22 protein-coding genes and 1 pseudogene are annotated in these 22,725 nt (G+C 51.7%); 14 read left to right on the top strand and 9 right to left on the bottom strand.

Going from position 1 to position 22,725, the window contains the following annotated elements; genetic code table 11:
- Window positions 1–11: 11 nt before the first annotated feature.
- The 3 genes from BR83_RS0111965 to BR83_RS0111955 all read right to left on the bottom strand — a co-directional run bounded on the left by BR83_RS0111965 (window position 12) and on the right by BR83_RS0111955 (window position 5,094).
- A complete protein-coding gene (locus BR83_RS0111965) occupies window positions 12–3,152 on the bottom strand; it encodes an efflux RND transporter permease subunit (protein ID WP_027357277.1) in 3,141 nt (1,046 codons plus the stop codon).
- Window positions 3,139–4,317 (bottom strand): efflux RND transporter periplasmic adaptor subunit, encoded by a 1,179-nt coding sequence (locus BR83_RS0111960; protein WP_242839670.1) that lies wholly within the window; start codon window positions 4,315–4,317, stop codon window positions 3,139–3,141. Before BR83_RS0111960 ends, BR83_RS0111965 begins: the two co-directional genes overlap by 14 nt.
- A gap of 153 nt (window positions 4,318–4,470) precedes the next feature.
- A complete protein-coding gene (locus BR83_RS0111955; RefSeq protein ID WP_027357275.1) occupies window positions 4,471–5,094 on the bottom strand; it encodes a TetR/AcrR family transcriptional regulator in 624 nt (207 codons plus the stop codon).
- A gap of 181 nt (window positions 5,095–5,275) precedes the next feature.
- On the opposite strand from BR83_RS0111955, the gene BR83_RS0111950 reads away from it, so the two are divergent.
- From BR83_RS0111950 to BR83_RS16475, 5 genes are all read left to right on the top strand, one after another.
- Entirely contained in the window at window positions 5,276–5,461 is a 186-nt protein-coding gene (locus tag BR83_RS0111950) for a hypothetical protein (protein WP_027357274.1), read from the top strand.
- 57 nt (window positions 5,462–5,518) lie between these two features.
- Window positions 5,519–5,983 carry a CHASE3 domain-containing protein gene (locus tag BR83_RS0111945; RefSeq protein ID WP_157833016.1) on the top strand — a complete coding sequence of 155 codons (465 nt, stop codon included), beginning with the start codon at window positions 5,519–5,521 and terminating at the stop codon, window positions 5,981–5,983.
- A gap of 24 nt (window positions 5,984–6,007) precedes the next feature.
- A complete protein-coding gene (locus tag BR83_RS0111940) occupies window positions 6,008–6,352 on the top strand; it encodes a HAMP domain-containing protein (protein WP_084327232.1) in 345 nt (114 codons plus the stop codon).
- Window positions 6,353–6,463: 111 nt separating this feature from the next.
- Window positions 6,464–7,075 (top strand): HD-GYP domain-containing protein, encoded by a 612-nt coding sequence (locus tag BR83_RS15850; RefSeq protein ID WP_157833015.1) that lies wholly within the window; start codon window positions 6,464–6,466, stop codon window positions 7,073–7,075.
- Window positions 7,075–8,307: a sensor domain-containing diguanylate cyclase gene (locus BR83_RS16475; RefSeq protein WP_051618200.1), complete on the top strand. Its 1,233-nt coding sequence runs from the start codon at window positions 7,075–7,077 to the stop codon at window positions 8,305–8,307. Before BR83_RS15850 ends, BR83_RS16475 begins: the two co-directional genes overlap by 1 nt.
- 241 nt (window positions 8,308–8,548) lie before the next feature.
- Here BR83_RS16475 and BR83_RS15840 read toward each other — a convergent pair whose 3' ends face one another.
- Both BR83_RS15840 and spoIIP read right to left on the bottom strand, forming a co-directional pair.
- Window positions 8,549–9,016 carry a coiled-coil domain-containing protein gene (locus BR83_RS15840; protein WP_051618198.1) on the bottom strand — a complete coding sequence of 156 codons (468 nt, stop codon included), beginning with the start codon at window positions 9,014–9,016 and terminating at the stop codon, window positions 8,549–8,551.
- 315 nt (window positions 9,017–9,331) lie between these two features.
- Complete coding sequence (gene spoIIP, locus BR83_RS15835) at window positions 9,332–10,546, bottom strand: stage II sporulation protein P (protein ID WP_034635318.1); 1,215 nt, start codon at window positions 10,544–10,546, stop codon at window positions 9,332–9,334.
- A gap of 110 nt (window positions 10,547–10,656) precedes the next feature.
- Between spoIIP and BR83_RS0111910 the strand changes: the two genes are divergently transcribed.
- Window positions 10,657–11,265, top strand: coding sequence for an FmdE family protein (locus tag BR83_RS0111910; protein WP_027357271.1), 609 nt, complete (start codon window positions 10,657–10,659; stop codon window positions 11,263–11,265).
- A gap of 238 nt (window positions 11,266–11,503) precedes the next feature.
- On the opposite strand, the gene BR83_RS0111905 is transcribed toward BR83_RS0111910, so the two are convergent.
- Window positions 11,504–12,409 (bottom strand): heme o synthase, encoded by a 906-nt coding sequence (locus BR83_RS0111905; RefSeq protein ID WP_027357270.1) that lies wholly within the window; start codon window positions 12,407–12,409, stop codon window positions 11,504–11,506.
- A 168-nt stretch (window positions 12,410–12,577) separates the two neighbouring features.
- Here BR83_RS0111905 and BR83_RS0111900 point away from each other — a divergent pair, with 168 nt between their 5' ends.
- Window positions 12,578–13,330, top strand: a complete 753-nt coding sequence (locus BR83_RS0111900) for a histone deacetylase family protein (RefSeq protein ID WP_027357269.1) — start codon at window positions 12,578–12,580, stop codon at window positions 13,328–13,330.
- An 82-nt stretch (window positions 13,331–13,412) separates the two neighbouring features.
- On the opposite strand, the gene BR83_RS0111895 is transcribed toward BR83_RS0111900, so the two are convergent.
- The 3 genes from BR83_RS0111895 to BR83_RS0111885 are packed head-to-tail and all read right to left on the bottom strand — an operon-like array spanning window position 13,413 to window position 14,791.
- On the bottom strand, window positions 13,413–13,697 hold the full coding sequence (locus BR83_RS0111895) for a hypothetical protein (protein WP_027357268.1): 285 nt from the start codon (window positions 13,695–13,697) through the stop codon (window positions 13,413–13,415).
- Between the two features lie 3 nt (window positions 13,698–13,700).
- The gene (locus BR83_RS0111890; RefSeq protein WP_027357267.1) at window positions 13,701–13,946 is read right to left on the bottom strand and encodes a helix-turn-helix domain-containing protein; all 246 of its coding nucleotides are present in this window, start codon (window positions 13,944–13,946) and stop codon (window positions 13,701–13,703) included.
- Window positions 13,946–14,791 (bottom strand): MBL fold metallo-hydrolase, encoded by an 846-nt coding sequence (locus BR83_RS0111885; RefSeq protein WP_034635316.1) that lies wholly within the window; start codon window positions 14,789–14,791, stop codon window positions 13,946–13,948. The genes BR83_RS0111890 and BR83_RS0111885 overlap by 1 nt, the downstream gene beginning before the upstream one ends.
- Window positions 14,792–15,101: 310 nt before the next feature.
- Here BR83_RS0111885 and BR83_RS0111880 point away from each other — a divergent pair, with 310 nt between their 5' ends.
- The 7 genes and pseudogenes from BR83_RS0111880 to BR83_RS0111840 form a co-directional block, all read left to right on the top strand.
- Window positions 15,102–16,355 (top strand): (Fe-S)-binding protein, encoded by a 1,254-nt coding sequence (locus tag BR83_RS0111880; RefSeq protein ID WP_027357265.1) that lies wholly within the window; start codon window positions 15,102–15,104, stop codon window positions 16,353–16,355.
- A 288-nt stretch (window positions 16,356–16,643) separates the two neighbouring features.
- Window positions 16,644–17,978 (top strand): sigma-54 interaction domain-containing protein, encoded by a 1,335-nt coding sequence (locus tag BR83_RS0111875; protein ID WP_027357264.1) that lies wholly within the window; start codon window positions 16,644–16,646, stop codon window positions 17,976–17,978.
- A 208-nt stretch (window positions 17,979–18,186) separates the two neighbouring features.
- Window positions 18,187–18,549, top strand: coding sequence for a NifB/NifX family molybdenum-iron cluster-binding protein (locus BR83_RS16470; RefSeq protein ID WP_051618196.1), 363 nt, complete (start codon window positions 18,187–18,189; stop codon window positions 18,547–18,549).
- Window positions 18,459–18,755, top strand: coding sequence for a DUF5320 domain-containing protein (locus tag BR83_RS17880; protein ID WP_407637337.1), 297 nt, complete (start codon window positions 18,459–18,461; stop codon window positions 18,753–18,755). Before BR83_RS16470 ends, BR83_RS17880 begins: the two co-directional genes overlap by 91 nt.
- 70 nt (window positions 18,756–18,825) lie before the next feature.
- Window positions 18,826–19,122 (top strand): DUF5320 domain-containing protein, encoded by a 297-nt coding sequence (locus BR83_RS0111855; protein WP_051618194.1) that lies wholly within the window; start codon window positions 18,826–18,828, stop codon window positions 19,120–19,122.
- Window positions 19,123–19,547: 425 nt separating this feature from the next.
- Entirely contained in the window at window positions 19,548–21,569 is a 2,022-nt protein-coding gene (gene cooS / locus BR83_RS0111845) for an anaerobic carbon-monoxide dehydrogenase catalytic subunit (protein ID WP_027357260.1), read from the top strand.
- A 23-nt stretch (window positions 21,570–21,592) separates the two neighbouring features.
- Window positions 21,593–22,725 (top strand): annotated as a pseudogene (locus BR83_RS0111840) (acetyl-CoA decarbonylase/synthase complex subunit alpha/beta); the annotation flags it as partial.

Here is a 22,725-nt window from a genome sequence, read left to right as displayed (position 1 = left end):
TGTGCAGGTCATCAGGAGAGTTTTGCGCTTACCTTTTGAATGCCGGTCGCCTTGCGGAGTTTTCTCTCCTCAAACAGGCAGTAAACCGTCGGGATCAGCACCAGGGTGACCAGGGTGGACACGGCCAGCCCTCCCATCATGGTGATTCCCAGCGGGTTCCATAATTCCGCCCCTACCCCCCGGGAAATGGCCAGCGGCAGCATGCCGAAAAACATGGCGGCGGTAGTCATCAGGATTGGTCTTAACCTGTTGCGCCCGGCATTGGTGATCGCTTCCCGTAAAGGCTGGCCTCTGTTTTGCAACAGGTGGGTATAGTCGACCAAAATAATGGCGTTCTTAACTACAATCCCGGTTAACATGATGATGCCCATGAAAGAAACCAGGCTTAAGGTCGTCCCGGTCAAATAAAAGGCGTAAAATACCCCCGTTAAAGCAAAGGGCACAGAAAACATCACGATCAGGGGATCCCGGAAATTGCCGTACAACGAGGCCATAACCATGTAAACAAGAACAATTCCCAGGACCAGCAACAGGCTGAGGTCCTTAAAGGCTTTTTGCTGCTCTTCAACTTCTCCGCCGAAGCTGACTGAAACCCCCGGCGGTATATCCATATTTTTAAGAGCATCTCTGATGTCGTTGGTGATTTCCCCCAGAGAACGGCCGTACCTGTCTGCCTCTACCTTGACGATCCGCTGGCGGTTTTTCCTTTCAATTTCTACAGGTCCCTCACCACTTTTTATTTCGGCGATATTTTTCAATTTAATCATCCTGCCGTCGGGAGTAAAAATCGGCACTTCCGGCAAATTTTCCAGCTTGTTTTTGTCCGCCTCGCTCAGGCGGGTGAAAATATCAAAGCTATCGCCCGCATCGCGGAATTCGGTAGGATTATCGCCATAAAAATAGTTGCGGACCGTACCTGCGATCGTAGCAATGTTTAGCCCAAAAGAGGCTGCTTTCTGGCGATCCACCTCCACCCAGATTTCCGGCCGGGGATCTTTTTGACTAAGGGAAACATCCGCCGTGCCGGGGACTTCCTTAACAATCTTTTTCACCTGTTCGGCCACTTCGAGGTTGGTCTTCAGGTCGGGGCCTGCAACTTCAATGATAATGGGCTTTCCGCCGCCCATCATGAGGGAGGAAAGCGGGCTCGTGGCAGTAACCTTCATCCGGCTTATGCCCGGTATTCTTTCCAGTTGTTCTCTTAATTTGCCGGCAATATCCCGGGCGCTGCGTTCCCTTTTATCTCTGTCCACCAGTTTAAAACCAATCGAACCCACGTTGGGTCCTTCGTCCACGCCCAGGGCCACGCCAAACCCTTCTTCGCTCTGTCCGTCAAAGGCGTAAGAGTGCCTGAATTCCTCCGGTTTTACCACTTTATCAATGGTTTGCAGCATTTTTTCAATAACCCTGTTTGTTTCTTCTATCCTTGTTCCTTCCGGCAGGCGAAATTCAATGTTGACATCCCCGGAATCTATGTCCGGTATAAAGCTGCTCCCCATAAAAGGTACCAGGGCGAGGCTGCTGGCAAAGATCAAAACGGACACGGTAATAACGGTCTTCTTGTGGGACAGGGCCCAGGCAAGTATGCGGCCGTACAGGTCTTCGATAAAGACAAAACATTTCTCTGCAGTTGCGTCAAGCTTGCTCCAGAAGCTTTCTTTTGCCGCGGATTCTTTATTGCCGGCTCCCAGCCACTTTGAGGCCAGCATCGGCGTCATGGAGAGGGCAGTAAAAAGGGAAGCCAGCAGGGTCACGACAATCACAAACCCCAGTTCCTTAAAAAGCGTCCCTGTAATCCCCCCCACAAACATCAGCGGAACAAAAACCACCACGACCGTCATGGTGGAAGCCGTCACGGCCATGCCCACTTCGCTTGAACCATAAATGGCGCTGGTTTTCGGCCGGCCGCCGCGCTCCAGGTGGCGGGTGATATTCTCCAGGATCACAATCCCGTCATCGACCACCAGGCCGCAGGCAATGGCAAGTGACATCAGTGAAATCAGGTTTATAGTATGACCAAATAAAGAGAGCGGGATGAAGGCAGCCAGCAGGGAAAAGGGAATGGTCAGGGCGATGATGGCAGCCGCCTTAACTCTCCTTAAAAAGAGAATGGTTACGATTATGACGAGCAGAATAGCCCTCAATAACTCATCCCGCAAAGTTTTCACGGCAAGTAAAATATTTTCGGAACTGTCCATTACGGTATTGATTTTCACGTCGGTGGGCAGGTTTTTTTCTATTTCTTTAAGCTTATCCTTGACACCCTGAACAACTTTTACGGTATTTTTACCGGCCTGTTTTTGTAAAATAAGAACGATGGCCTTCTTCCCGTCCGCCCAGCCGTTTACGGTTTGTTCTTTATAGGCGTCTTCCACTTCGGCGACGTCCTTAAGGTAAACAGGTCTGCCGTTAAAATAGCCGACGACCGTATTTTTTATTTCCTCTACGTCCCTGTACCTGGCCGGAATCCGGACAAAGTATTCCTGCGGGCCGGATTTTATACTGCCGGCCGGCAGGTTTAAGTTTTCTGCCGCCAGAACCTGCTTTACTTGTAACAAATTCAGGTGATAACCGTCTATTTTTTGAAGGTCGAAATGAACATTTATTTGCCTCTCCATACCTCCGTACAGTTGAACGGCGCCGACTCCCGGAACACGCTTTAATTCGTCGGCAATCTTTTTCTCGGTCAGATAATAAAGCCTCGGCCAGCTGGTATCCCCGGTGACGGTCATGACCAGGATGGGGATGCTGGCGCTGCTGAACTTAAAAATTACCGGTTCTTCTGCATCGTCCGGCAGTTTCCTTTTGGCCAGATCCAGCTTGTCCCGGATGTCGTTGGTAGCTTCCTCCAGATCCGTGCCCCACTCAAACTTACAGGATACCAGGGAGAGATTATCCAGGGACTTGGAGGTGAGCGTATCCAGATTATTTACCATATTGAGCTGATCTTCAATGTGCTCGGTAATTTCCGTTTCCACGTCGGAAGCGCTCGCTCCCGGCCAGGCGGTCAGGACACTTACCACCGGCGGTTCGATGTCCGGAAGCAGATCGATGGGGAGCCTGGTTAGAGAAAGTGCTCCCAGAATAATTACGGCCAGGAAAAGCATTAAAGTGGCCACCGGCTGTTTAACAGAGAACTCAGGAAGCCTCACTGCCCGCAGCACCTCTTTCTTCTATAGAAACGCGTGCACCGTCATAAAGTTTGTTCTGTCCTCTGGTAACGACCAGCTCTTTTTCAGTCAATCCATTAGTTATTTCGGTAAAATTACCCTGCGTGATGCCGGTCTTTACGTTTTTCAAGACTGCTTTGTTGTTTTCGACCACATATACATAATAGCTTCCCGTTCCCGGCATTTTATTAAGGGATTCGGTGGGAACTGCCAGGGCCTTCCGTTCGCCTAAATATAATTTAATATGGGCAAACATGCCGGAACGAAGCTTATACTCCTTATTGGGGATATGTATTTCAATCCCGGCTGTCCGGGTGGCCGGGTCGATGGTCGGGCTGATAATCGAGACAACCCCTTTAAAAACTTTTCCGGGGAAAGCATCTACGGTTATTTCTGCTTCCATCCCCTTTTTGAGATGGGGGAAGTCTTTTTCCGTTACGCTGCAGACGATTTTCAGCTCATCTTCCCGGGAAATGCGAATCACCGGTTTCGCCGGATCTGTCCGGTTCCCCTGCTCCGCGTAACGGGCGGCTACAAATCCCGAAATGGGTGCATATATACTGTACTCGCGGTAAAGTACCTGTAGCTGGTTTAAAACTGCTTTCGCCCTTTCAACTTGCGCGCCCGCGAGTTTCTTTGATTCAACGGCAGCCCTGTACTGGGCATTTATATGATCCAGTTCCTGTTTGGATACAGCATTTGCCTGGTAAAGATTTTCCACACGCAGGCGGTCTTTTTCTAACAGTTCCAGATTCGCCTCGCTCTGCCTTAACCCGGCCTCCGCGGCAGCCAGGCCAGCCGTTGCCTCTTCAAGCTGGGCTTTTATGACATCATCATCCAAAACAGCTATCAGGTCTCCTTTTTTAACGTAATCGCCGGTTTCTACGTATATTTTCTCAATAATTTCCCCCCCAATCTTGGGGTGAACGTCTACCACGGCTGCCGGTTTGATCTCTCCTGTCAGTTCCAGTACCCGTTGCAGGTTCGTTAACCTTGCTTCGGCCACCTGTACGGGTACGGTTTCCGTTTTGTTAACAGTAATCTTTTCCTTTTCACTATGCCGAACGTAATTAAAGGCAGCAAACCCAACAAAGAGCAAGATCAAGATAAAAGCAATGATGATCCCTGTTTTGCTTTTGAGAGCCACCTTGTCCAAAACGATAACCTCCTTCGCCGCCCGGCGCAAGATCCCCTCCGGCACCTTCGTGCAGGGGAGATGGCCGCCATCCGGTTAAATTCACCGTGGGTGCGGTTCCTCCGGGTCGCGCGCCGCTCCTCTTTAGCGCGGCCATAAAACTCCTTACCGGTGTACCAGATATATTCGTTCAAAGAAGATTTTCTCGATCAGGTCTGTGTCAACAGGATGTCTATCGGGGTCTTCCATCCAGCAAAAAAGAAAGGCATTGCTTATACTGTCAAGGGCCAGGGCCAGGTAATACGGGTCAAGCGGGCGGAAAATCTTCTTTTGAATGCCTTTTTCAAAAACAGCAGCCAGCTTCTGGATTACCTGGTCATAGAAACTGCGCAGCTCAGTTTCTAACCCCCTCCTGACATTAAAGCTAACGCCGGCACCCGACACTGCAAAGTAAAGCCGCACCGACAGGATGTTTTCCATAAAAAGTTTACATTTTGTTTTTAGAAAATTTTTTACCCTGGCATATTCGTCCCCCTTTTCTTCCAGCGCTTTCGATAAAGCAGAATAAAACAGCATTGCCGTCTGCATTAAGATCTCTTTATACAGCTCTTCCTTATTTTTGAAGAACTTGTAAAGAGTGCCCACGGCAAATTCTGCCCGTGCGGCTATTTCGTGCATGGAAACGTTATGATAACCCTTTTGCGAGAATAACTCCAGCGCAGCCTGCAGGATTTCCGCCCGGCGCTGCAGTTGTTCCCGTTCTTTTCTGGAAAGTTTATCCTTTTTCATTGTAGCCCCCAGGTAAAGATGTATGAAGCTGGCATCACAAAATGAACTTTAAATTCACTGTATAGCATTACGATTTTTTTGTCAAGCGCTACCCGGGAGGAGCAGGCCAGGGGGGAGACATTCCGGTTGGACCAACTGCCGCACGAGCACCCGGCGCGGGTATTTACCCGGCGGATCAAATATGGGGGTGAATGGTTACCCCTACCAGGCCAGGGAACCGGCGCCGGCCAAGTTGTTTGGTCTTTACCGCGATGGCAATCTTTACACCAGCTACAGTGAATACGCAGCAAAATACATCGACCCGGCCAAGCCGACGGTCGGGCTCACGGCGTGGATGGCCATCATCTGGGAACGCGGTTTGATTTGATAACTCTCAACTGTAGGGAATTCCTGAGCCGACGAAATTCCTTGAAAAGGGGTCTGATTGGCGGTGGGCAGGCTTACAGATAGTTTTTCGTCCACGATGTCTAAACTGATAGTAGCCTTTACAACGATTGCTTTGTTCCTTCTTTTTCTGGGAGGGTCACAGTTCTATTTTCTGGCAAAGATCAGCGCCCTGGATTGGGAGGTGGAGCACGCGGACCAGATTGTGATGGAGACTCATGCATTACAGCTGTCTGTTGCGGACCTTTTAATGCCCCCACACGATTACTTGATTACCGGCTCCCTTAAAGAACGCGAAAATTTTAAAGTATTGCGGACTGAAACCGAAAATATACTGGCACGACTCCAGAGTTTGGATCCGGATTCTACTGCTGATATTTCACTAATTGAACAGGATTTACAAGCAATTTGCGAAACTGCGGAAGCACTTTTGGGTTTAAGGGATCCGGTAGGTAACAAAGATGCGGGCCAACTAATGGAAGAGATGGACGCATGCCACTTTTAAAATTGCAAACGATAATTTAATCAGGTGGCGTCTGGTGACCTTACTGGCGGCAGCTTGCTTGCTAATACGCGTGATGAATTCGGCAGTTTAGCGAAGGCGGTTAACCAGATGATTCAGAATCTAAAGGATATCGCTTACAGGCTGACCGGAAAGGCACGGGAACTGACGGAGCAGACGCACGGGTTTGGTCGCATGCCTGCGGGTACAATAGAGGCTTTGCCCGTTTCCATGGCTTCTTTGACAATCTACATTTTTCAGCTCTGGCGATTGCTAGCAGTTTTAGGGAAGGAACTTTTTAAAAAACGTCGAATGAAAAATAAAAAATGTACGGAACTTTTGACGGCAAAAAGCCGGAGCTTTCCTGACTGAGCCGGGGTTTAAAACTGCGGATTGTTAATTAATTAGGCCACGAAGGCTGGTTCTCTAGCTTCTTGGAGAGGAGCCTTTGTGGCCTTACAATTTTTGGGGGAGGGAATATTTGTGAATGTTCTCCCGGCCGGTGAAACCCCTTTGTTGTCAACAGTTTACCCTTTTTTAGAACGCTTTTTCCCCGAACTTGCTGTTTTCCCGGAATTGCTTATGCACAGTGTGCGCACGGCTAAGTATGCCTTTCGATTGAGTTGCCTCCTCGGGCTCGGCAGGCCCCGGCTCCTTTTTTGGGCCGGAGCCCTGCATGACGCAGGCAAACTGCTGGTGCCCCGTCATATTTTGGAAAAGCCCGGCCCTTTGCTGGAAAGCGAGTGGAAAATGATAGTGCGGCACCCCCTGTGGAGCTTTGAACTGGTGGAAAGCAGGTGCCGCGGGGTCCGGGGCCTGGGGGGTATCCTGGCTGCAGTCAAAGCGCATCATGAGTCCTGGGACGGTACGGGCTATCCCGAGGGCCTGAAAGGTAACGGTATTCCCCTGGAGGCGAGAATTCTAGCCCTGGCCGACGTGTTTGATGCTCTAACCTCTCCCCGGCCCTACCGTTCTCCCTTGAGTTCGGGGGAAGCTCTTAAAGTGATGGCAGAAATGGGGGGTAAAAAACTGGATCCCCACCTGTTTCAAAGAGCGCGGGCTTTCCTGGCCCGTTTTAAGGAGGAAGCGGTTTGATGTCAGGGAGTGGGAGAAGGCGCAGTATAATTCAGGTATTTACCATCTGGTTCTTTGCCCTCGCCCTGGTTCCCACCTTACTGGCTGTTTATGCTACGGCCAAGTACCTCACCTTACAAACCGTTGCCTGGGCAAATAGATACCTGACCCAGATGGCTTTATACGAAAGCCAGATTATTTCCCTTTCCCTGAAGCACACTCTGGGAGAAGATGGATTTTACTTCTCTTTCCAGGGAGAGGGGATTGCAGCCAGTAAAGGCGGGCTGGTAAAAAGAATAGACCCGGCTCAACTCGGGCCTTTGTTTCCGGTGGAACCGGAGCCTGCCCAAATTTTTGCCCCCAGATTTCTTTTTGGATTTGGTTACCAGCCCAAACTGCGGCTCAGGGAAATGCCGGTCATTTACCTGGAAGATAGTAATGGCGCTGTTCTTTACCTGGCCGGGAAAAAAGAAAAACCCTCCTCCGGGGACAGGTTGTTGCTCAAGGCCTTCGGATTAAAAGAAAACCTGGAGGTTGGCGCGCCGGTACCGGGAACCAATCTCAGGGTAAGGGTTTGGGCTTCAGTGGGAGGACTTGTGGAGGAACCTTTGCGGCAATTGTGTGTTCCTCTCGGCGGTACACTTATCCTGGTGATATTGCTGTCAACCCTCCTTTATCCCCTGGCTGCGGCACAAATAGTATATCCCTTGAAAAATCTGGCTGAACGCTTGTCCCGCTTCGATCCGGCAAAAAAAGAGGATATCTTTGCAGGGAGCAAATTTCAGACCAGTGAGTTGGCCGGGATTGCTTCTTCCTTTAACAATATGGCCTTACGGGTACGGGACACTCTGTCCGAACTGGAGCAGAAAGTAAAAGAACTGGAGGAAAAAAACGAACTCCTCCACCAGGCCCGGCGGCGGCTGGAATGGCTGGCCAGCTATGACCCCCTTACAGGCGTTCTAAACCGCAGGTCTTTTATGGAGCGGTGTTTGTATTTAATCAGAGAAGCAGGGAGCGAATTTCCCCACGTGGCCGTTTTGATGATGGACGTGGATAATTTTAAAACCATAAATGACTGTTACGGGCATCCGGTGGGCGATATGGTCCTGAAAAAAGTAGGGGAATTGTTGAGACATCAGGTCAGGAAGGATGATCTGGTGGGGCGGTACGGGGGTGATGAATTTGTCCTGTTCTTTCTCGTTAACCAACCGGGAGAATTTAATGTCCTTGCCGGGGTAAGAAGACGGTACTGATCCGGTGTGCGGAAAATTTGTCTTTCATAACTGAAGGAAAAACGAACCACTGTGGTTCCAACCGGAATAACATGTGAAACTGGCCTGCGAGGATGGCTTAACACAGCTGTTACGTTTTCAACCTTCAAAGCTGGGCATAGCATAAGAGCTTACTGACGATGCTGTTTAAGTGGTCCAAACCTTCAAAAAAGCCGCGCAGTTCCTGGAGTGGTTTTGCGGGGACAGGGTTAATGTGTATCGGTTACCGCCATACCTTAATGGCCACACTGATGGTTACAGCCAGGGTGGCCACGGCGATGCCGATGGTGGCCCAGAATAAACTTTTGATTCCATGAGCCAGCGCGGCAATTTCCTGGCGCAGGTTGTTCTCCAGGGATTTGGTTTCCTGGCGCAGGTTGTTGTTTTCGGTTTTCATTTCGTGGCGCAGGTTATTGTTTTCGGTTTTCATTTCCTGGCGCAGTGCGGCAATTTCCTGACGCAGGTTGTTTTCTACGGTTTTAATTTCTTGACGAAGTAAACTATTTCCGGTATTTATCTCCTGTCTTAGTCCGGCTTCCTTTTCCGCCATTTCCTTGCGCAATTCGCGGATTTCATTGCGCAAATCCCGTATTTCACCCTGTACCCAGCTCCCCAGGAAAAACATCTGTCCTTCCCGGCGGTAATCCTGCTCATCGGAAGTGGCGGCAATCTCTTTTTTTACTTCTTCCATAATAGAATCACCCTCTGTTTCCAGCATATCAGGGAAAGCTGGTTACAGCAAGCAAAAATTTTTAGAGGAAACGAAAAACGGGACCTGCCGGACCCGTGTAAGTAAATTAGTTTAAGGCAGCCGGTTCGTTCCGGGCATGGGCCAGAAGTAAGTGTGCAAAAAAATGCCGATTATGCAATAATGTTTTCCCAGGAGGGCACAAAGTAAAAAAATGGCGGAAAGAAGTATCAACAGGTCCTGGAAAAGCTCTTTTCAAATAGCCCGTAAAAGAGTACCGGACAGCAATCCGGTGCTGCCCGGCAATCGGTTTTGATGTCAGTCCCGCTTCCCCCCGTTTTCCTCCTGCCTTTCCAGATCCCTTTTCTTTGCCTTCATTTCCCAGATATCGGCCATTTCCCGGCCCAAAAAGTGGGATAGCTGGTTTTTGGCTTTTTCGTAACTGCCGGTACTGATGAGTACAAAAAGGCCTCCACCAATCAGGGTGATTATGACAATCCAGGCCAGGCTGGACCACACGCCGGTCCGGCGGGCAGTCGGGTCCGTTACCGGTTTTTCGTATTCAGGAGCATCGGGGGTACTCGTGGGCCCGGTAATACCCAGAATTATCGGAACCGCATCCGCCAGCAGGGCAATCCCGCGCATGGCTTCTTCTTTGCGATTGGTGTAGGTACCCGCTTCTATTAATAAGGCTGTGGGCAGGAGATCTTGATTGTAATTACCCTGTGCTACAAAAATATCCTTGGCAATGGGCCAGTGCATTTTGTTGGCATAAGCCATCAACCGTTTGGCGAAATCCAGGTTGGCCTGCATGTGGGGGTTTTCTCGCCCCACGACAAAGCGCATCTGGGCCACCTGTTCATTGGAAACGATTCTCCGGTAGAATTCGGGGTCATCCACCCCATCACGATGGACATCAAAGATGGCGATGGGGTTCTTTTGCAGTAACTGCACTGCCGTCCGGCGCGAGCGGTAATAAGCGTTATCGTCATGGGGATCGTGGGGGGTTTTATCGTGCAGCACCCTGGCCCCATCGCTGGCCAAACTATAGGTATAGGAATCACCGACCTGAAAAATCCCGCCGCGGAAAGGAATGGAGGCGCTGCCGTCGGAAGGAAGGTAGGATTCGTCGCTATGGGTATGATAAATAGCCACGGGCCGGTGATTATTGCGAGCTGCTGCTGCCGGTATCTCCATTTTAGAAAAAAGTTCATTATAAGTCATCAGCTGCCTGTCCATTCCCAAATCGCGGGCCGTGGCCAGGTTGCCATCTACTTTTATCACCCGGTAATGTTTCCCACCGGCAGTGAAAATTTCATCTCCAACGCTCACCCGGCGGGATATCATGGTCACCAGATTGCCCTTTTCATCGTAAATTGTGGATGCTTTTCCTGCGCCCAGTTCGTCATCAACTGGATGGAAGTGTCGTTGTAGACCCTGAACAGGAAGAATTGCTTTATTTCCACCGGACAGGAAAATAAAGGCGGTAAAAATTATAACCGGGATCAGGATATATTTTCCGTATCTCTTCATTTTACCAACACCCCTTGGTTTAGAACCGTTTTTATTTTGCCCTGAAAAAGGGTAATTAAAAATGAAAGCGAATAAAACACGTGAATACCAGTAACAGGGAGTGAGTTGAAATGTATACAGATAAAGGAGATTGGGAAAAGTGCGTGGAGTTTCACGGGCACTCATGCCCCGGCCTGGCCGTGGGGTACCGGGCGGCGAAAATCGGCCTGCAAGAGCTGGCCGGGCACCGGGCGGAGGATGAAGAACTGGTGGCCATTGTGGAGAACGATGCCTGCGGTGTGGATGCAGTGATGGTACTTACCGGCTGCACCCTGGGTAAGGGCAATTTGCTGTACCGGGATCACGGCAAGCATGTGTTTACCTTTATCTGCCGGGAAAGCGGGAAGGCGGTACGCGTTTCAGTCAAGGGGGGCGCGTGGCGGCAAAACGAAGAGTTCCGGGCCTTAAGGGAAAAGGTATTTGCCGGCACCGCCGATGAGAGGGAACGGCAGCTCTTCCGGGAGTATCAAGAACAGCGCACCCGGTATATCCTCGAAGCTCCGCCGGAGGAGCTTTGTGCAGTGCAACATGTAAAGGTTGAACTGCCGCCGAAAGCGCGCATTTTTAATTCCGTAACCTGTGCCTTCTGCGGCGAACCGGTGTCCGAGGCCCGGGCCAGGGTGCGGGACGGAAAATTTGCCTGCATCCCCTGTGCCGGCGAATATACCAGGGGGTGGTAATATTATCACTCCCCTTAGTAAACGTCTAAAACTGCAATTAAAACGCATTCTCCGATCTTCTCAGGATGTTTGAACAGGCCAGTGGTGACGCCTTTACCTATGACCGGGCGCTTTTGAGCGGGAGCTGAAAATAAAAGACCAGCCCTGAAAACAGCAGGGCTGGCCGGGCTGCCCCGGATTTACTGTCGTTTCCGTCATTTCGCCGGTGAGCCGGGTGAACTGCTCCCTTATTGCGGATTTAGAGCCAGGTATCAAGCATCATCCCCAGGAAAAGAAGGAAAAGATAGGGGCTGGAAAACTTGAAAAGCAGCCAGGCATTTTGGCGGGCTGGGCGAAGATAAACATATGTGCTTAACCCGATGGCAGCCAGGCCGGTAATTATTGCCGTTGCCAGGTAAATGGTTCCCCACGAGCCCGCAAAGTAGATCAGGAGAGAGCAGGCGACCATCAGAATAACGGTGCTGATAAGACAATGCAGGGCTTTTCTGGCTTCACAGACCACAGGAAGCATGGGTACTTTTACCCTGGCGTAGTCCTCCTTGTAAAAGATGGCCAGGCTCCAGATATGGTTGGGAATCCACAAGACGACCAGGGCGGCTATGAGAAGAGGCAGCAAATCCACCTTCCCCGTTACCGCAGTCCAGCCAAATAGCGCCGGCAGGCCGCCGGAAAACCCGCCCAGGATGATGTTCCAGGAACTCCTGCGCTTCAACCAGAGACTGTAAATGCCGACGTATCCGATCATGCCTCCCCAGAGGCAGGCGAAAGCAACGGGATTTACCCTCCAGCCGAGGAAGAGGGAAGAAACAAAGAGCAAAAGTCCCCAGTACAGGGCCCTTACCGGCGGATTGATTCTGCCGTCAGGAATGGGGCGTTTCTGGGTCCGGGTCATGCTGGCATCGAGATCCCGGTCGATGTAACAGCTGACGGCATTGGCGCCGGCACAGGCCAGGGTTACTGCCGCCGTGGCCGTGATCAGCTGGGACAGGGCAACGGGTCCGTACATGGCGCTCGCTACCACCATGGTGGCCAGTGCCGTAAAGACCAGCAGAACTACGGAACGGGGCTTGGTTACTTCCAGGTAGGCCAGCACAACTGTCCGGAAATCCATCCTGGTTTTGTTGATACTGGTTTCTATGTTCATTAGAATGCCTCCAATCGAAATCAAAATTTAGAAAAAATATATAATCCCCGTTATTACAGATGCCAGTAACACTGCTTATTAAACATTCGTTATTCATGAAACAATTCCTGCTCTAAAAAATACCCTTTACAAAATTTAAGATAGAGTTAATTGCGGGGAGGGGTAGTAATGAAGGTGGTTTTTCACGAACGTTATAAAGAAGTTTACGCGGCCGACCCGGCCGCGGCAGCGGGGAGGCTGGACCTGATGGTGGAAGAACTGGCCGGAACCTATCCATTTATTGAACCGGCACCGGCTACGGATGATGATGTATTACTGGTACATAGCTCCGGGCACCTGGAAAGGGTTAAAAATCGGCCTCATACATATGAAGTTGCCCTCCTGGCAGCGGGTGGGGCCATTCTGGCCTCGGAGCTGGCCATGCAGGGTGAGATGGCTTTTGGTTTGATTCGGCCGCCCGGGCACCACGCCAGCCCTGATTCCAGCTGGGGTTTTTGCTGGTTTAATAATATCGCCATAGCTGTGGAAAGGTTGAGGCGCCGGGGGATAATCAGCAAGGCACTGATCATTGACATCGACCTGCATTATGGCGATGGTACGGCCAGTATTTTTGCCGGTGTACCCGGGGTAACCTACCATCATGTGGAAGGGATCAGCCGGGAAAGGTTTTTGCGCGATCTGGAACTCACCTGCCGGGGGGAATTTGATCTGGTGGCCATATCGGCCGGGTTTGACCGGCACGAAGCAGATTGGGGCCGTTTGTTAAAAACAGAAGATTATGCAGCCGCCGGGAAAATAATCGGTACTTTTGCCCGTCAAAAATGCCGGGGAAGGGTGTTTGCCGTTCTAGAAGGCGGTTATAACAGCGATGTGCTGGGTAAGAATGCCCGCGCCCTGCTGCGGGGACTGGAAGAGGAATAGGAGTGCCCCGGAAGAACTCCGGGGCTATTTAATCACTTCTCGTAATTATTTTGCTACTTCCGGGTTGGAACCGGGAAAGGAATTAATGGTTCAAACCGTTTTTTTTAATAAGGTTGGCCTCTTTCAAACGCTGGTAAATATACTGGCGGGCTTCATCACTATCCGGTTCATCCAGTGGCTTCAAGCGCATTAAGTCCGGTGCCAGGCGAGCCAGAAAGATACCCGGCGCATTTTTTTCCACCACCAGGTAAACATCGCGCTTTGGCTTTACCGGGACGGCATAATCACCCTTAATAGTGGTGAGCACAGGAATGAGGTCCCAGTTTTCTATAAAAAATTCTACAGCTTCTTCAATGGTTATATTCACATTTTAACCCTCCTGTTGTTCTTCAAGTGTACATTGAAGCAACTGGGCCGGGTCTGCTTTTTCATAAAAGTGGCGGGAAAACTCCTCAAAACTCAGCCCCAGGGCATTGGCCCATTTCTGGGCTACGCATAAGCGGGGGTATTGCTGTCCCCTTTCTATGGCCAGCAACTCCCGCACGGTAATTCCCACTCTGGTGGCCATGGCCGCAGCTGTGAAGCCCTGTTTCTTTCTAACCTCATCCAGGCTCATCAGTCATCACCATCTTTTAAAGGCAGTTTGAAGCAGGCACCGGCGGGTGCAAAATGGAAGACAGGACCAAAAATGGCGGCGAGATGGGCTGCTACAGGCAGGCCGGTGCAGTGATTGGCAGCGAGGAACTTCAGGTTAAGGCCCTGCAGGTAGGTAATGGTGGCTTCCTGCTGTTCCCTGGATGCAGGACCCAGATGGGTTCCGCCAATTATGCCGTAGATACGGTCCACTCCGGTTACCTGGCGGGCATGTTCCACAATATTGACGACCCCTGCGTGGGCACACCCCAGGATGATCACCAGTCCTTCATCGGTGACACAGTAAAGGCTCATATCATCCCGGAGGGGATCGGGTATTTTTTGACCATTTTCCACGGTGACCAGGCGGCTGTCTCCTTTTTCAAAGGCAGTCTGGCGTGGGACTTCGCCGCTGATCCACAGGCCGGGGGCTATTTGCCGGGGATTTCGTTCCCAGACGAACCTGGCGCCCAGGCTCTCCAGTTCCTCCCGGCAGTAAGGTACTCCGATGTACTGTTCCCGGGGTCGGGCCGAATAATGCGGGCTGAAAAAGTCGGGGTGAACATAAACGGGCACTTCCCCGCGCAGGCGCAGGAAGTCTCGCATTCCCCCGCTGTGGTCGTAGTGACCGTGGCTCATGACCAGCGCGTCCACCTCCCGCAGGTTTACCTGCAGGGCGGCGGCATTGGCCAGGATATTTCCCCGCTCGCCCGTATCCAGGAGAATTTTTGCTCCGGCAGTTTCTACCAGCAGGGCCAGGCCCCATTCTCCCGTTAAGCCGCTGGGTATCCCCACGGTATTTTCGCTCAGCACGGTTATTTTAACCATCTCAGTATCCACCTCACCAGTGTCCCGCAAATTCTTCAAGCTAACTGTATCATTCTTTGCCTCTGCAGTCAACTGCTGGGAGAAGCCGGTGGTCATACCGGGAGGCTTGATTTACCAGCCACAAAAGTGAATATTGGCTATATCCTGTTTTTCTTTTCAGAAATATTTCTCACCCTTTAAATTTGGTCATAAAATCACAATATTGTTCGTAAAAGGAAGGTAATGGCCGTAAATAACGTTTGCCCATAAGTACAGGCCTTTGATAATTTTATATTAATAACCATTAGATTTTGCGGGGGGAGGAAGCCGCGTGGAAACAATTGCGGCCAGTAAACTGGACCCAACGTTCATGAGCGAAGTTGTCTCCAAGTTCACGACGGACAAGAATCCGGCCGATTTATACAACTGCCTGACCTGTGGCATGTGCAGTGCCGGGTGCCCTTATAACGGGGTGCATGATCATGCCGACCCGCGCAAGTTCATCCGCCAGGTAGTTCTGGGCATGCGGGAGGAGGTTTTATCTTCAACTTTTATCTGGGCCTGTACCATGTGCGGGCGCTGTACCCTCCATTGCCCGATGAATGTAGATATTGCCGGGCTGGTAAGAACCATCCGCAGTCCCAAAAACTTTGGCCTCAAGGCACCGGGATTTTTGCAGGATGTGGTGGATGCGCAAATCCGTACCGGTAACCAGATGGAGGTAACCACGGAAGAGTACCTGGAGACCCTGGAATGGATGGAGGAGGAGTTGCAGCAGGAAGTTGGAGATCCCAACGCCAGAATCCCCGTGGACCAGGAAGGGGCAGAGTTCCTTTTCATGTGGGACCCCCGGGAAATAAAATATTATCCCCAGGATATCCAGAGCATTGCCAAGATTATGTGGGCTGCGGGGGCCAGCTGGACTGTCAGCAGCCGCTGGTGGGACGCCACTCACTACGCTTTATTCAACGGTGATGATGAGGATTCAACCACCATGGTACGACGTACCATGGAGGAATTTGAGCGCTTGAAAGTAAAGGAAGTAATCATTACCGAATGTGGACATGCCTTCCGGGCCCAGCGCTGGGGCAGGATTGTATGGCTTAATGGTGCGACCTATCCCGTACGCAGCTTTGTGCAGTTGCAGGCGGAATGGATTAAAGAAGGGCGCATAAAGGTTGACCGTACCCGGAACACCGAGCGGGTTACCTTCCACGATCCCTGCAACCTGGTACGTAAAGAGGGAGTGGTGGAGGAACCACGCTACTGCCTGCAGCAGGTATGTATGGACTTTGTGGAGATGTGGCCCAACCGCCAGTACAACTACTGCTGCGGTGGGGGCGGCGGGCTGCTGGCCATGGGGAAGGACATTTACCCCTACCGGATGGCCAAAGGGAAACTGAAGGCTGAACAAATTAAGGCTACAGGCGCCAAGATAGTGGTTACACCCTGCCATAACTGTTACGACCAGCTGACCGACATCATCAAGTATTATAAGCTGGACTGCAAGGTCAGGCATATCCATCATCTGGTAAGCAATGCTCTTATCTTACCCAGTAAAGCGGAAAGGGAACAATTAAAGTAAAGGTTACTTTAATATAACAAAAGGGAAAGGTGGGTGAGAGGAGCAGGGAAAATTTTCTCCGAAGACTCCGGCAGGAATAGCCAGCTATCATCCTGCTGGAATCTTCCCTCCAGGGCATTTTACCATCCCACTGAGGTTGAGTTTTGTCCCGGCAGTAGGTGCCGGGTTTTTTGTTTTATGGTCAGGTTGCGGAGGGGAAAGATTTTCTTCCAGCCCGGGCCGTTGCTTCCGTCCTTAAAAAGTGATATTATGGACATACGTAAAATATTGTTGAGGGCTGGGACGTATATGAAGGTAGCAGCTGAACACGGCATCACCCGGGTTATTTTGGATAGCATTAGTGACGGTGTTTTTACGGTCGACACCGGCTGGCGCATTACTTATTTCAACCGGGCTGCGGAAAAAATTACCGGAGTGTCCCGGGAGGAAGCAGTGGGACGTTTTTGTTGGGAAGTTTTCCGGGCCAGCATTTGCGAGAGAGAATGTGCACTGAAGCAAACCCTGGAAACCGGCTGTCCGGTGATGAATAAAGCCGTTTATATTGTCAATGCCTGCGGTAAAAAAGTTCCCATCAGCATAAGCACAGGTATTTTAAGGGATGAGCACCAGCAGGTGATTGGCGGGGTGGAAACCTTCCGGGACCTTTCCCTGGTTGAAGAATTGCGCAGGGAGTTGCGGGGGCGTCATACTTTCGCCGATATCATCAGCAGGAATCACCGGATGCAACAGATTTTTTCCCTTTTGCCGGATATAGCGGAAAGCGATAGCACGGTGTTAATAGAAGGGCCGACCGGTTCCGGGAAGGAACTTCTGGCGCGGGCCATACACAATTTAAGCCCCCGGCGGGATAAACCCCTGGTGGCCGTTAATTGTGCCGCCCTTCCTGACACCCTGCTGGAATCGGAACTTTTCGGGTATGAGGCCGGCGCTTTTACAGATGCCAGAAAGAGCAAACCCGGTCGTTTCGCCCTCGCCCAGGGGGGTACACTTTTCCTTGATGAGATAGGCGATATTTCCCCGGCCCTGCAGGTTAAATTGCTGCGGGTTCTGCAGGAAAAAGAATTTGAACCCCTGGGTGCGGTGCGCCCGGTAAAGGCCGATGTGCGGATACTGGCGGCTACCAATAAAGATCTGGCCGAGCTGGTGGAAAAGGGGTTATTTCGCCGTGATTTATACTACCGGATTAACGTAATTAAAGTTACCTTACCCCCCTTATCTGAACGTAAGGAAGATATTCCCCTGCTGGTAGAACATTTTATCGACAGGTTAAACATCCTGCGGGGCAAAGCCATCGATGGGATTTCCGAGGAAGCCCTGGCTCTGTTATGGCAGCACGATTTTCCAGGTAATATCAGGGAGCTGGAAAATATTATCGAACATGCTTTCATCCTCTGCAAGGGCGGGCTCATCAAGCCGGAGCACCTGCCTGCTTACCTGAAGCCCGCTGAAAGTTCTTCCGGGCATGGTATCAAGACCCTGGCCGAAATGGAAGCCCGGATGATTTATGAAGCCCTGGTTCGCAACCGCGGGAAACGCAGCCTGGCCGCAAAAGAACTGGGTATCGATAAAACCACCCTCTGGCGGAAAATTAAAAAATATGGCCTGAAAGTTCCGGGTAGTTAATGGCATTGCATCTTGCAATATTCCCTTTGAAAAGGTGGTGCAATTTGCACCTTTTTGTTTTAAGGGAAAATCCGGCTAAGCAAGGGAAGCGTTGAACATCGGGTTCTGGAGGGCTGGCATGGGTATTGCTTACTTAATGTTGCAGCCGGTGCAGGTAGCCCTGCCGGAACATTTAAGCGGGCTGTAATCTTGCGGGGTGTGGGGATCGATGATAATTGCTCTCACCAGATGGGGTAATCGCATATCCCCCCTCTTTGACGTGGCTCAGGAAGCGCTGGTGGTGGAAATAGGCCGGGGACGGCCTGTTACCTGGAGACGGGTAAAACTTGATTCAGCCTGGCCTTCCCGGCTGGAACAGCTGGTTCGACAGGGTGTGGAGGTGCTTATTTGCGGCGGCATAAGCAACTTCCTTTATTACCAGCTGGTTTCCCGGGGAATACGGGTCATCCCCTGGGTGACGGGCGAGGTGGAGGAAGTTTTATGGGCCTTTCTTCAAGGCCGGCTGGATCAAGAAAATTACTCCATGCCCGGTTGCCACAGGTGGCGGCACCGTCATCGCGGCCGGTGGTAAAGGAGGTGAACATAGTGCCCGGTTTTGACGGCAGTGGCCCCCGGGGAGCCGGTCCCATGACCGGCCGGGGCCGGGGATATTGTATTGTTCCTTTAACGAGCGAGATGTCTGGAGTTTCTACCTGGAAACCTTTTTCCTTCAGGGTTATCCGGGGCAGGAGGAAATATTTTTCCAAACCCTGTACCTGGCGAAAAAAAACTTATTGAATTAAAAAACGGAGGAGGTCGGTTGGAGATGCCGCGTGGTGACAGAACTGGTCCCTGGGGTGCAGGTCCAATGACCGGAAGAGGTATGGGATTTTGTGCCGGATACAACCAGCCGGGTTTTGCCAGTGCTCCCGGATGGTGGTGCCGTCCCCGCCGGGGTGCCGGCTGGGGTGCCGGGCGCCGTGGCCGTTTCTGGTGGGGTGGCATCCCCCCGGCTGCAGGTTTCTGGTGGGGTGGCCTGCCCCCGGCTGCAGGCGATGAGGCAGGCTGGTTAAAAGCCCGGATTTCCCATTTCGAGAACGTACTCCAGGGGCTCAAAAAACGTCTCGAACAAATTCAGAGTGATGAAGAAAAAGAAGATAAATAATCCTGTAACTTTTGGCCGGTATCCCTGTGTACCGGCTTTTTCTTATTCTTGCCTGGTAAAAGGAACTGAACGTAGAGAACAGCATTTTCCGGCAACCTGTATTTATTATTTGGCTCTTGCTCCCTATACCGCCGCAGGGGACGGCAATCCTCAGCAGGTTGTCCTGACAAAATATTAAGATACTTTTGTGATTTAAACATAAATTCATTATTTGCTCCAAAGTGGAAGAATACGGCCATAATTAACATTTGTCCAATAATCTATTCTTTGATAAGGTATAACTAATAATTTCTGGTACTTTGCTGTGCTTAAATTTTTCAAAGAGGGGGGAACCAATGCGAACAGCCCCGGGGAAAGGAGTTAAAGGGTGGAGAGAGATTAGGTGTATTTTAGCCCGGTCATTTTTAACTAAGGAGGTCAGATAAATGCCAAGGTTTAGGGATCCCCAGCTTACCAGCCGGCCCTCGGATAAAACTCCCAGGGTCATTGATCCCAAAAATGTCAGGCGTTCTGTCGACCCGGCAGTCCTGGAAATGATTGATGTAGCCCGGGAGCAGGGTGTGGTTACCGCCTTTGACCGGGTGGTGGCCCAGCAACCCCAGTGCCAGTTTGGCTATAAGGGGATCTGCTGTCGTTTTTGTATGATGGGCCCGTGCCGGATTAAAGCAGAGGAAGGCCCGGCCAGCAGGGGTATATGCGGGGCCAATTCGTGGACCATTGTGGCCCGCAGCGTAGGGTTGATGATCCTTACCGGTTGTGCCTCCCATGCCCAGCATGGAAATCATATCGCCCATGTCCTGGAAATGGTTGCGGAAGGGAAGGCTCCCGATTATTCCGTTAAAGATCCCGAGAAGCTGGTGCGTATCTGCAAGAAGGTGGGCATTGAAACCGAAGGTAAAGATACTATGGCCCTGGCAAAGGAACTGGCGGAAACGGCACTGGAAGATTTCCGGCGTCTGAAAGGTGAAGGGGAAACCACGTGGGTGGTCAAGCAGCAAATTCCCGCCCGTGTAGAAAGGTACAGGAGCCATATGGTCATGCCCCACGGGATTCATGCCACCATTTCCGACCTGGTTACCCAGGCCCACGTGGGTATGGATAACGACCCGGTAAACCTGGTTTTCAGCGCCGTACGGGTAGGCCTGGCCGACCTGGCCGGCAAGTGGATTGCTACCGATTTGTCCGATATTATTTTCGGTACGCCCAGGCCTATTGTCAGTGAAGCCAACATGGGGGTTCTGGATCCCCGGAAAGTCAATATTATTGTGCACGGCCACAATCCCCTCTTGAGCGAAATGATTGTGGCGGCGGCCCGGGAGCTGGAAGACGAAGCCAGGGCTGCCGGTGCGGCCGGAATCAACCTGGCCGGCATCTGCTGTACGGGTAACGAGGTGCTCATGCGTCAGGGTATTCCCGTTGTCACCTCCTTCTCCTCCCAGGAACTGGCCATCTGTACCGGTGCTGTCGATGCCATGGTGGTGGATGTGCAGTGCATCATGCCCGGTTTAAACACGGTGGCCCAGTGTTTTGGAACCAGGTTGATTACCACTTCGGATATTGTGAAGAACCCCGGCACCATGCACATTGACTATCAGGAAACATCGGCTATGGCCTGTGCTAAAGAAGTTATCCGTCAGGCCATCGAAGCATACAAAGAACGGGGTACGCGGCCGGTGCATATTCCCAAGGTGAAGAACAAGGTGGTAGCAGGCTGGAGCCTGGAAGCCATCTTTGAACTCTTCAAGACAGTTAACCCCACCAATCCTGTGCGGGTGCTTAATGAAGCCATTCTTTCCGGAGAATTGAAAGGCGTTATCCTCATGGCCGGGTGCAACAACCTGAAGACCTTCCAGGACCAGGCCCATATTGAAATTGCCAAGGCCATGTTGAAGAACGATGTATTTGTTATATCCACCGGTTGCCATGCCCAGGCCTGTGCCAAGGCTGGATTGATGGATCCGGATAAGGTGGATGAATATTGCGGTCCGGGATTGAAGAAATTCTTCCAGCGGATCAGTGAAAAGGCTGATCTCAAATATGGTCTGCCGCCGGTATTCCACATCGGTTCCTGTGTTGACAACTCCCGGGCGGCTGAACTCCTGATGCTAATGGCTGAAGATCTGGGCGTGGACACGCCGAAAGTACCTTTTGTCGCCTCGGCTCCGGAGGCCATGAGCGGTAAGGCCACCAGCATTGGTACATGGTGTGTAACTATTGGCCTGCCCACCCATGTGGGAACCATGCCCCCGGTGGAGGGTTCCGACCTGATCTACAGCATTTTGACGCAGATTGCCAGCGATGTGTTTGGCGGTTATTTCATCCTGGAACCTGATATCGAAGTGGCCATCCAGAAACTGCTCAATGCGCTGGAATACCGCACCTGGAAGCTGGGCGTGCACCGCAAGGTGGCCGAAGATCTGGAAACCGCTCTCTGTCAAAACTGGTAAACTGGGGCGGAGGAGGGAAAATAATGGCCGAAGCCATTAATTTTGACCAGATTTTTGAAGGAGCGATCGAGCCGGGGAAAGAACCCAAGCGGCTTTTTAAAGAAGCCTATGAAGGGGCCATTACTGCTCTGAGCTATGCCGAGATCCTGCTCAACCAGGCCATTCGCACCTACGGGGCGGACCATCCCGTTGGTTATCCGGATACCGCCTACTACCTGCCGGTGATCCGCTGTTTGAGCGGGGAAGAGATCAAGACCCTGGGCGACTGCGTGCCGGTATTGAACCGTGCCCGGGCACAGGTTAAGGAAAACTTCCGCGACTTCACCAATGCCCGCCTGGCCGGTGAAGCCACCTGGTACGCGGCGGACATCATTGAAGCCATACGCTATATCAAGTACAGCCCGGACAACCCCCTGCACGTTCCGCCCTGGACCGGTTTTATCGGCGACCCGGTGGTGCGCCAGTACGGCACCAAGATGGTGGACTGGACCATACCCGGCGAAGTGATAATTCTGGGGCGGGCCAGGGACTCCAAAGAACTGGCCCGGGTGGTCAACAAGTTGATGGGCATGGGCTTCATGATCTTCCTCTGTGACGAAGTTATCGAACAGCTGCTGGAGGAAGGGGTAAAGCTGGGGGTAGACCTGATTGCCTATCCTCTGGGCAACTTCACCCAGGTGGTCCACTGTGCCAACTACGCCCTGCGGGCCGGCATGATGTTTGGGGGCATCAAGCCGGGGTTGAGGGATGCCCAGCGCGACTACCAGCGCCGGCGGATCCGTGCTTTTTTGCTCTACCTGGGCGAGCACGACATGGTCAAGACGGCCGCCTGCATGGGCGCAATCAACATCGGCATTCCCATCATCACCGACCAGCCCCTGCCTGAAGACAAGCAAATAAAAGACTGGTTCATTTACGAGCCGGATCTGGAAAAAGCCATTCAGCTGGGGATGGAACTGCGCGAAATCAAGATTACCAGCATAGATATTGATGCCCCCATCACCGTGGGTCCGGCCTTTGAAGGTGAATCCATCCGCAAGAAAGACATGTACGTGGAATTTGGCGGCACCCGGACGCCCAGTTTCGAACTGGTGCGCATGGTTGGCCCGGATGACGTGGAAGACGGGAAGGTGGAAGTCATCGGACCCGACATTGA

Origin of the sequence: Desulfofundulus thermocisternus DSM 10259, from assembly GCF_000686645.1 — a bacterium.
Classification (GTDB): Bacteria; Bacillota; Desulfotomaculia; order Desulfotomaculales; family Desulfovirgulaceae; genus Desulfofundulus; species Desulfofundulus australicus.
This window is presented reverse-complemented; position numbering and strand designations above follow the sequence as displayed.

What these genes read in the sequence shown, in the direction of transcription:
- BR83_RS0111955 (WP_027357275.1), bottom strand. Translation starts at nt 5,094, where the DNA reads ATGAAAAAGGATAAACTTTCCAGAAAAGAACGGGAACAACTGCAGCGC.
- BR83_RS0111950 (WP_027357274.1), top strand. Translation starts at nt 5,276, where the DNA reads ATGGGGGTGAATGGTTACCCCTACCAGGCCAGGGAACCGGCGCCGGCC.
- BR83_RS16475 (WP_051618200.1), top strand. Translation starts at nt 7,075, where the DNA reads ATGTCAGGGAGTGGGAGAAGGCGCAGTATAATTCAGGTATTTACCATC.
- BR83_RS15840 (WP_051618198.1), bottom strand. Translation starts at nt 9,016, where the DNA reads ATGGAAGAAGTAAAAAAAGAGATTGCCGCCACTTCCGATGAGCAGGAT.
- spoIIP (WP_034635318.1), bottom strand. Translation starts at nt 10,546, where the DNA reads ATGAAGAGATACGGAAAATATATCCTGATCCCGGTTATAATTTTTACC.
- BR83_RS0111910 (WP_027357271.1), top strand. Translation starts at nt 10,657, where the DNA reads ATGTATACAGATAAAGGAGATTGGGAAAAGTGCGTGGAGTTTCACGGG.
- BR83_RS0111905 (WP_027357270.1), bottom strand. Translation starts at nt 12,409, where the DNA reads ATGAACATAGAAACCAGTATCAACAAAACCAGGATGGATTTCCGGACA.
- BR83_RS0111900 (WP_027357269.1), top strand. Translation starts at nt 12,578, where the DNA reads ATGAAGGTGGTTTTTCACGAACGTTATAAAGAAGTTTACGCGGCCGAC.
- BR83_RS0111890 (WP_027357267.1), bottom strand. Translation starts at nt 13,946, where the DNA reads ATGAGCCTGGATGAGGTTAGAAAGAAACAGGGCTTCACAGCTGCGGCC.
- BR83_RS0111885 (WP_034635316.1), bottom strand. Translation starts at nt 14,791, where the DNA reads ATGGTTAAAATAACCGTGCTGAGCGAAAATACCGTGGGGATACCCAGC.
- BR83_RS0111875 (WP_027357264.1), top strand. Translation starts at nt 16,644, where the DNA reads ATGAAGGTAGCAGCTGAACACGGCATCACCCGGGTTATTTTGGATAGC.
- BR83_RS16470 (WP_051618196.1), top strand. Translation starts at nt 18,187, where the DNA reads ATGATAATTGCTCTCACCAGATGGGGTAATCGCATATCCCCCCTCTTT.
- BR83_RS17880 (WP_407637337.1), top strand. Translation starts at nt 18,459, where the DNA reads ATGGGCCTTTCTTCAAGGCCGGCTGGATCAAGAAAATTACTCCATGCC.
- BR83_RS0111855 (WP_051618194.1), top strand. Translation starts at nt 18,826, where the DNA reads ATGACCGGAAGAGGTATGGGATTTTGTGCCGGATACAACCAGCCGGGT.
- cooS (WP_027357260.1), top strand. Translation starts at nt 19,548, where the DNA reads ATGCCAAGGTTTAGGGATCCCCAGCTTACCAGCCGGCCCTCGGATAAA.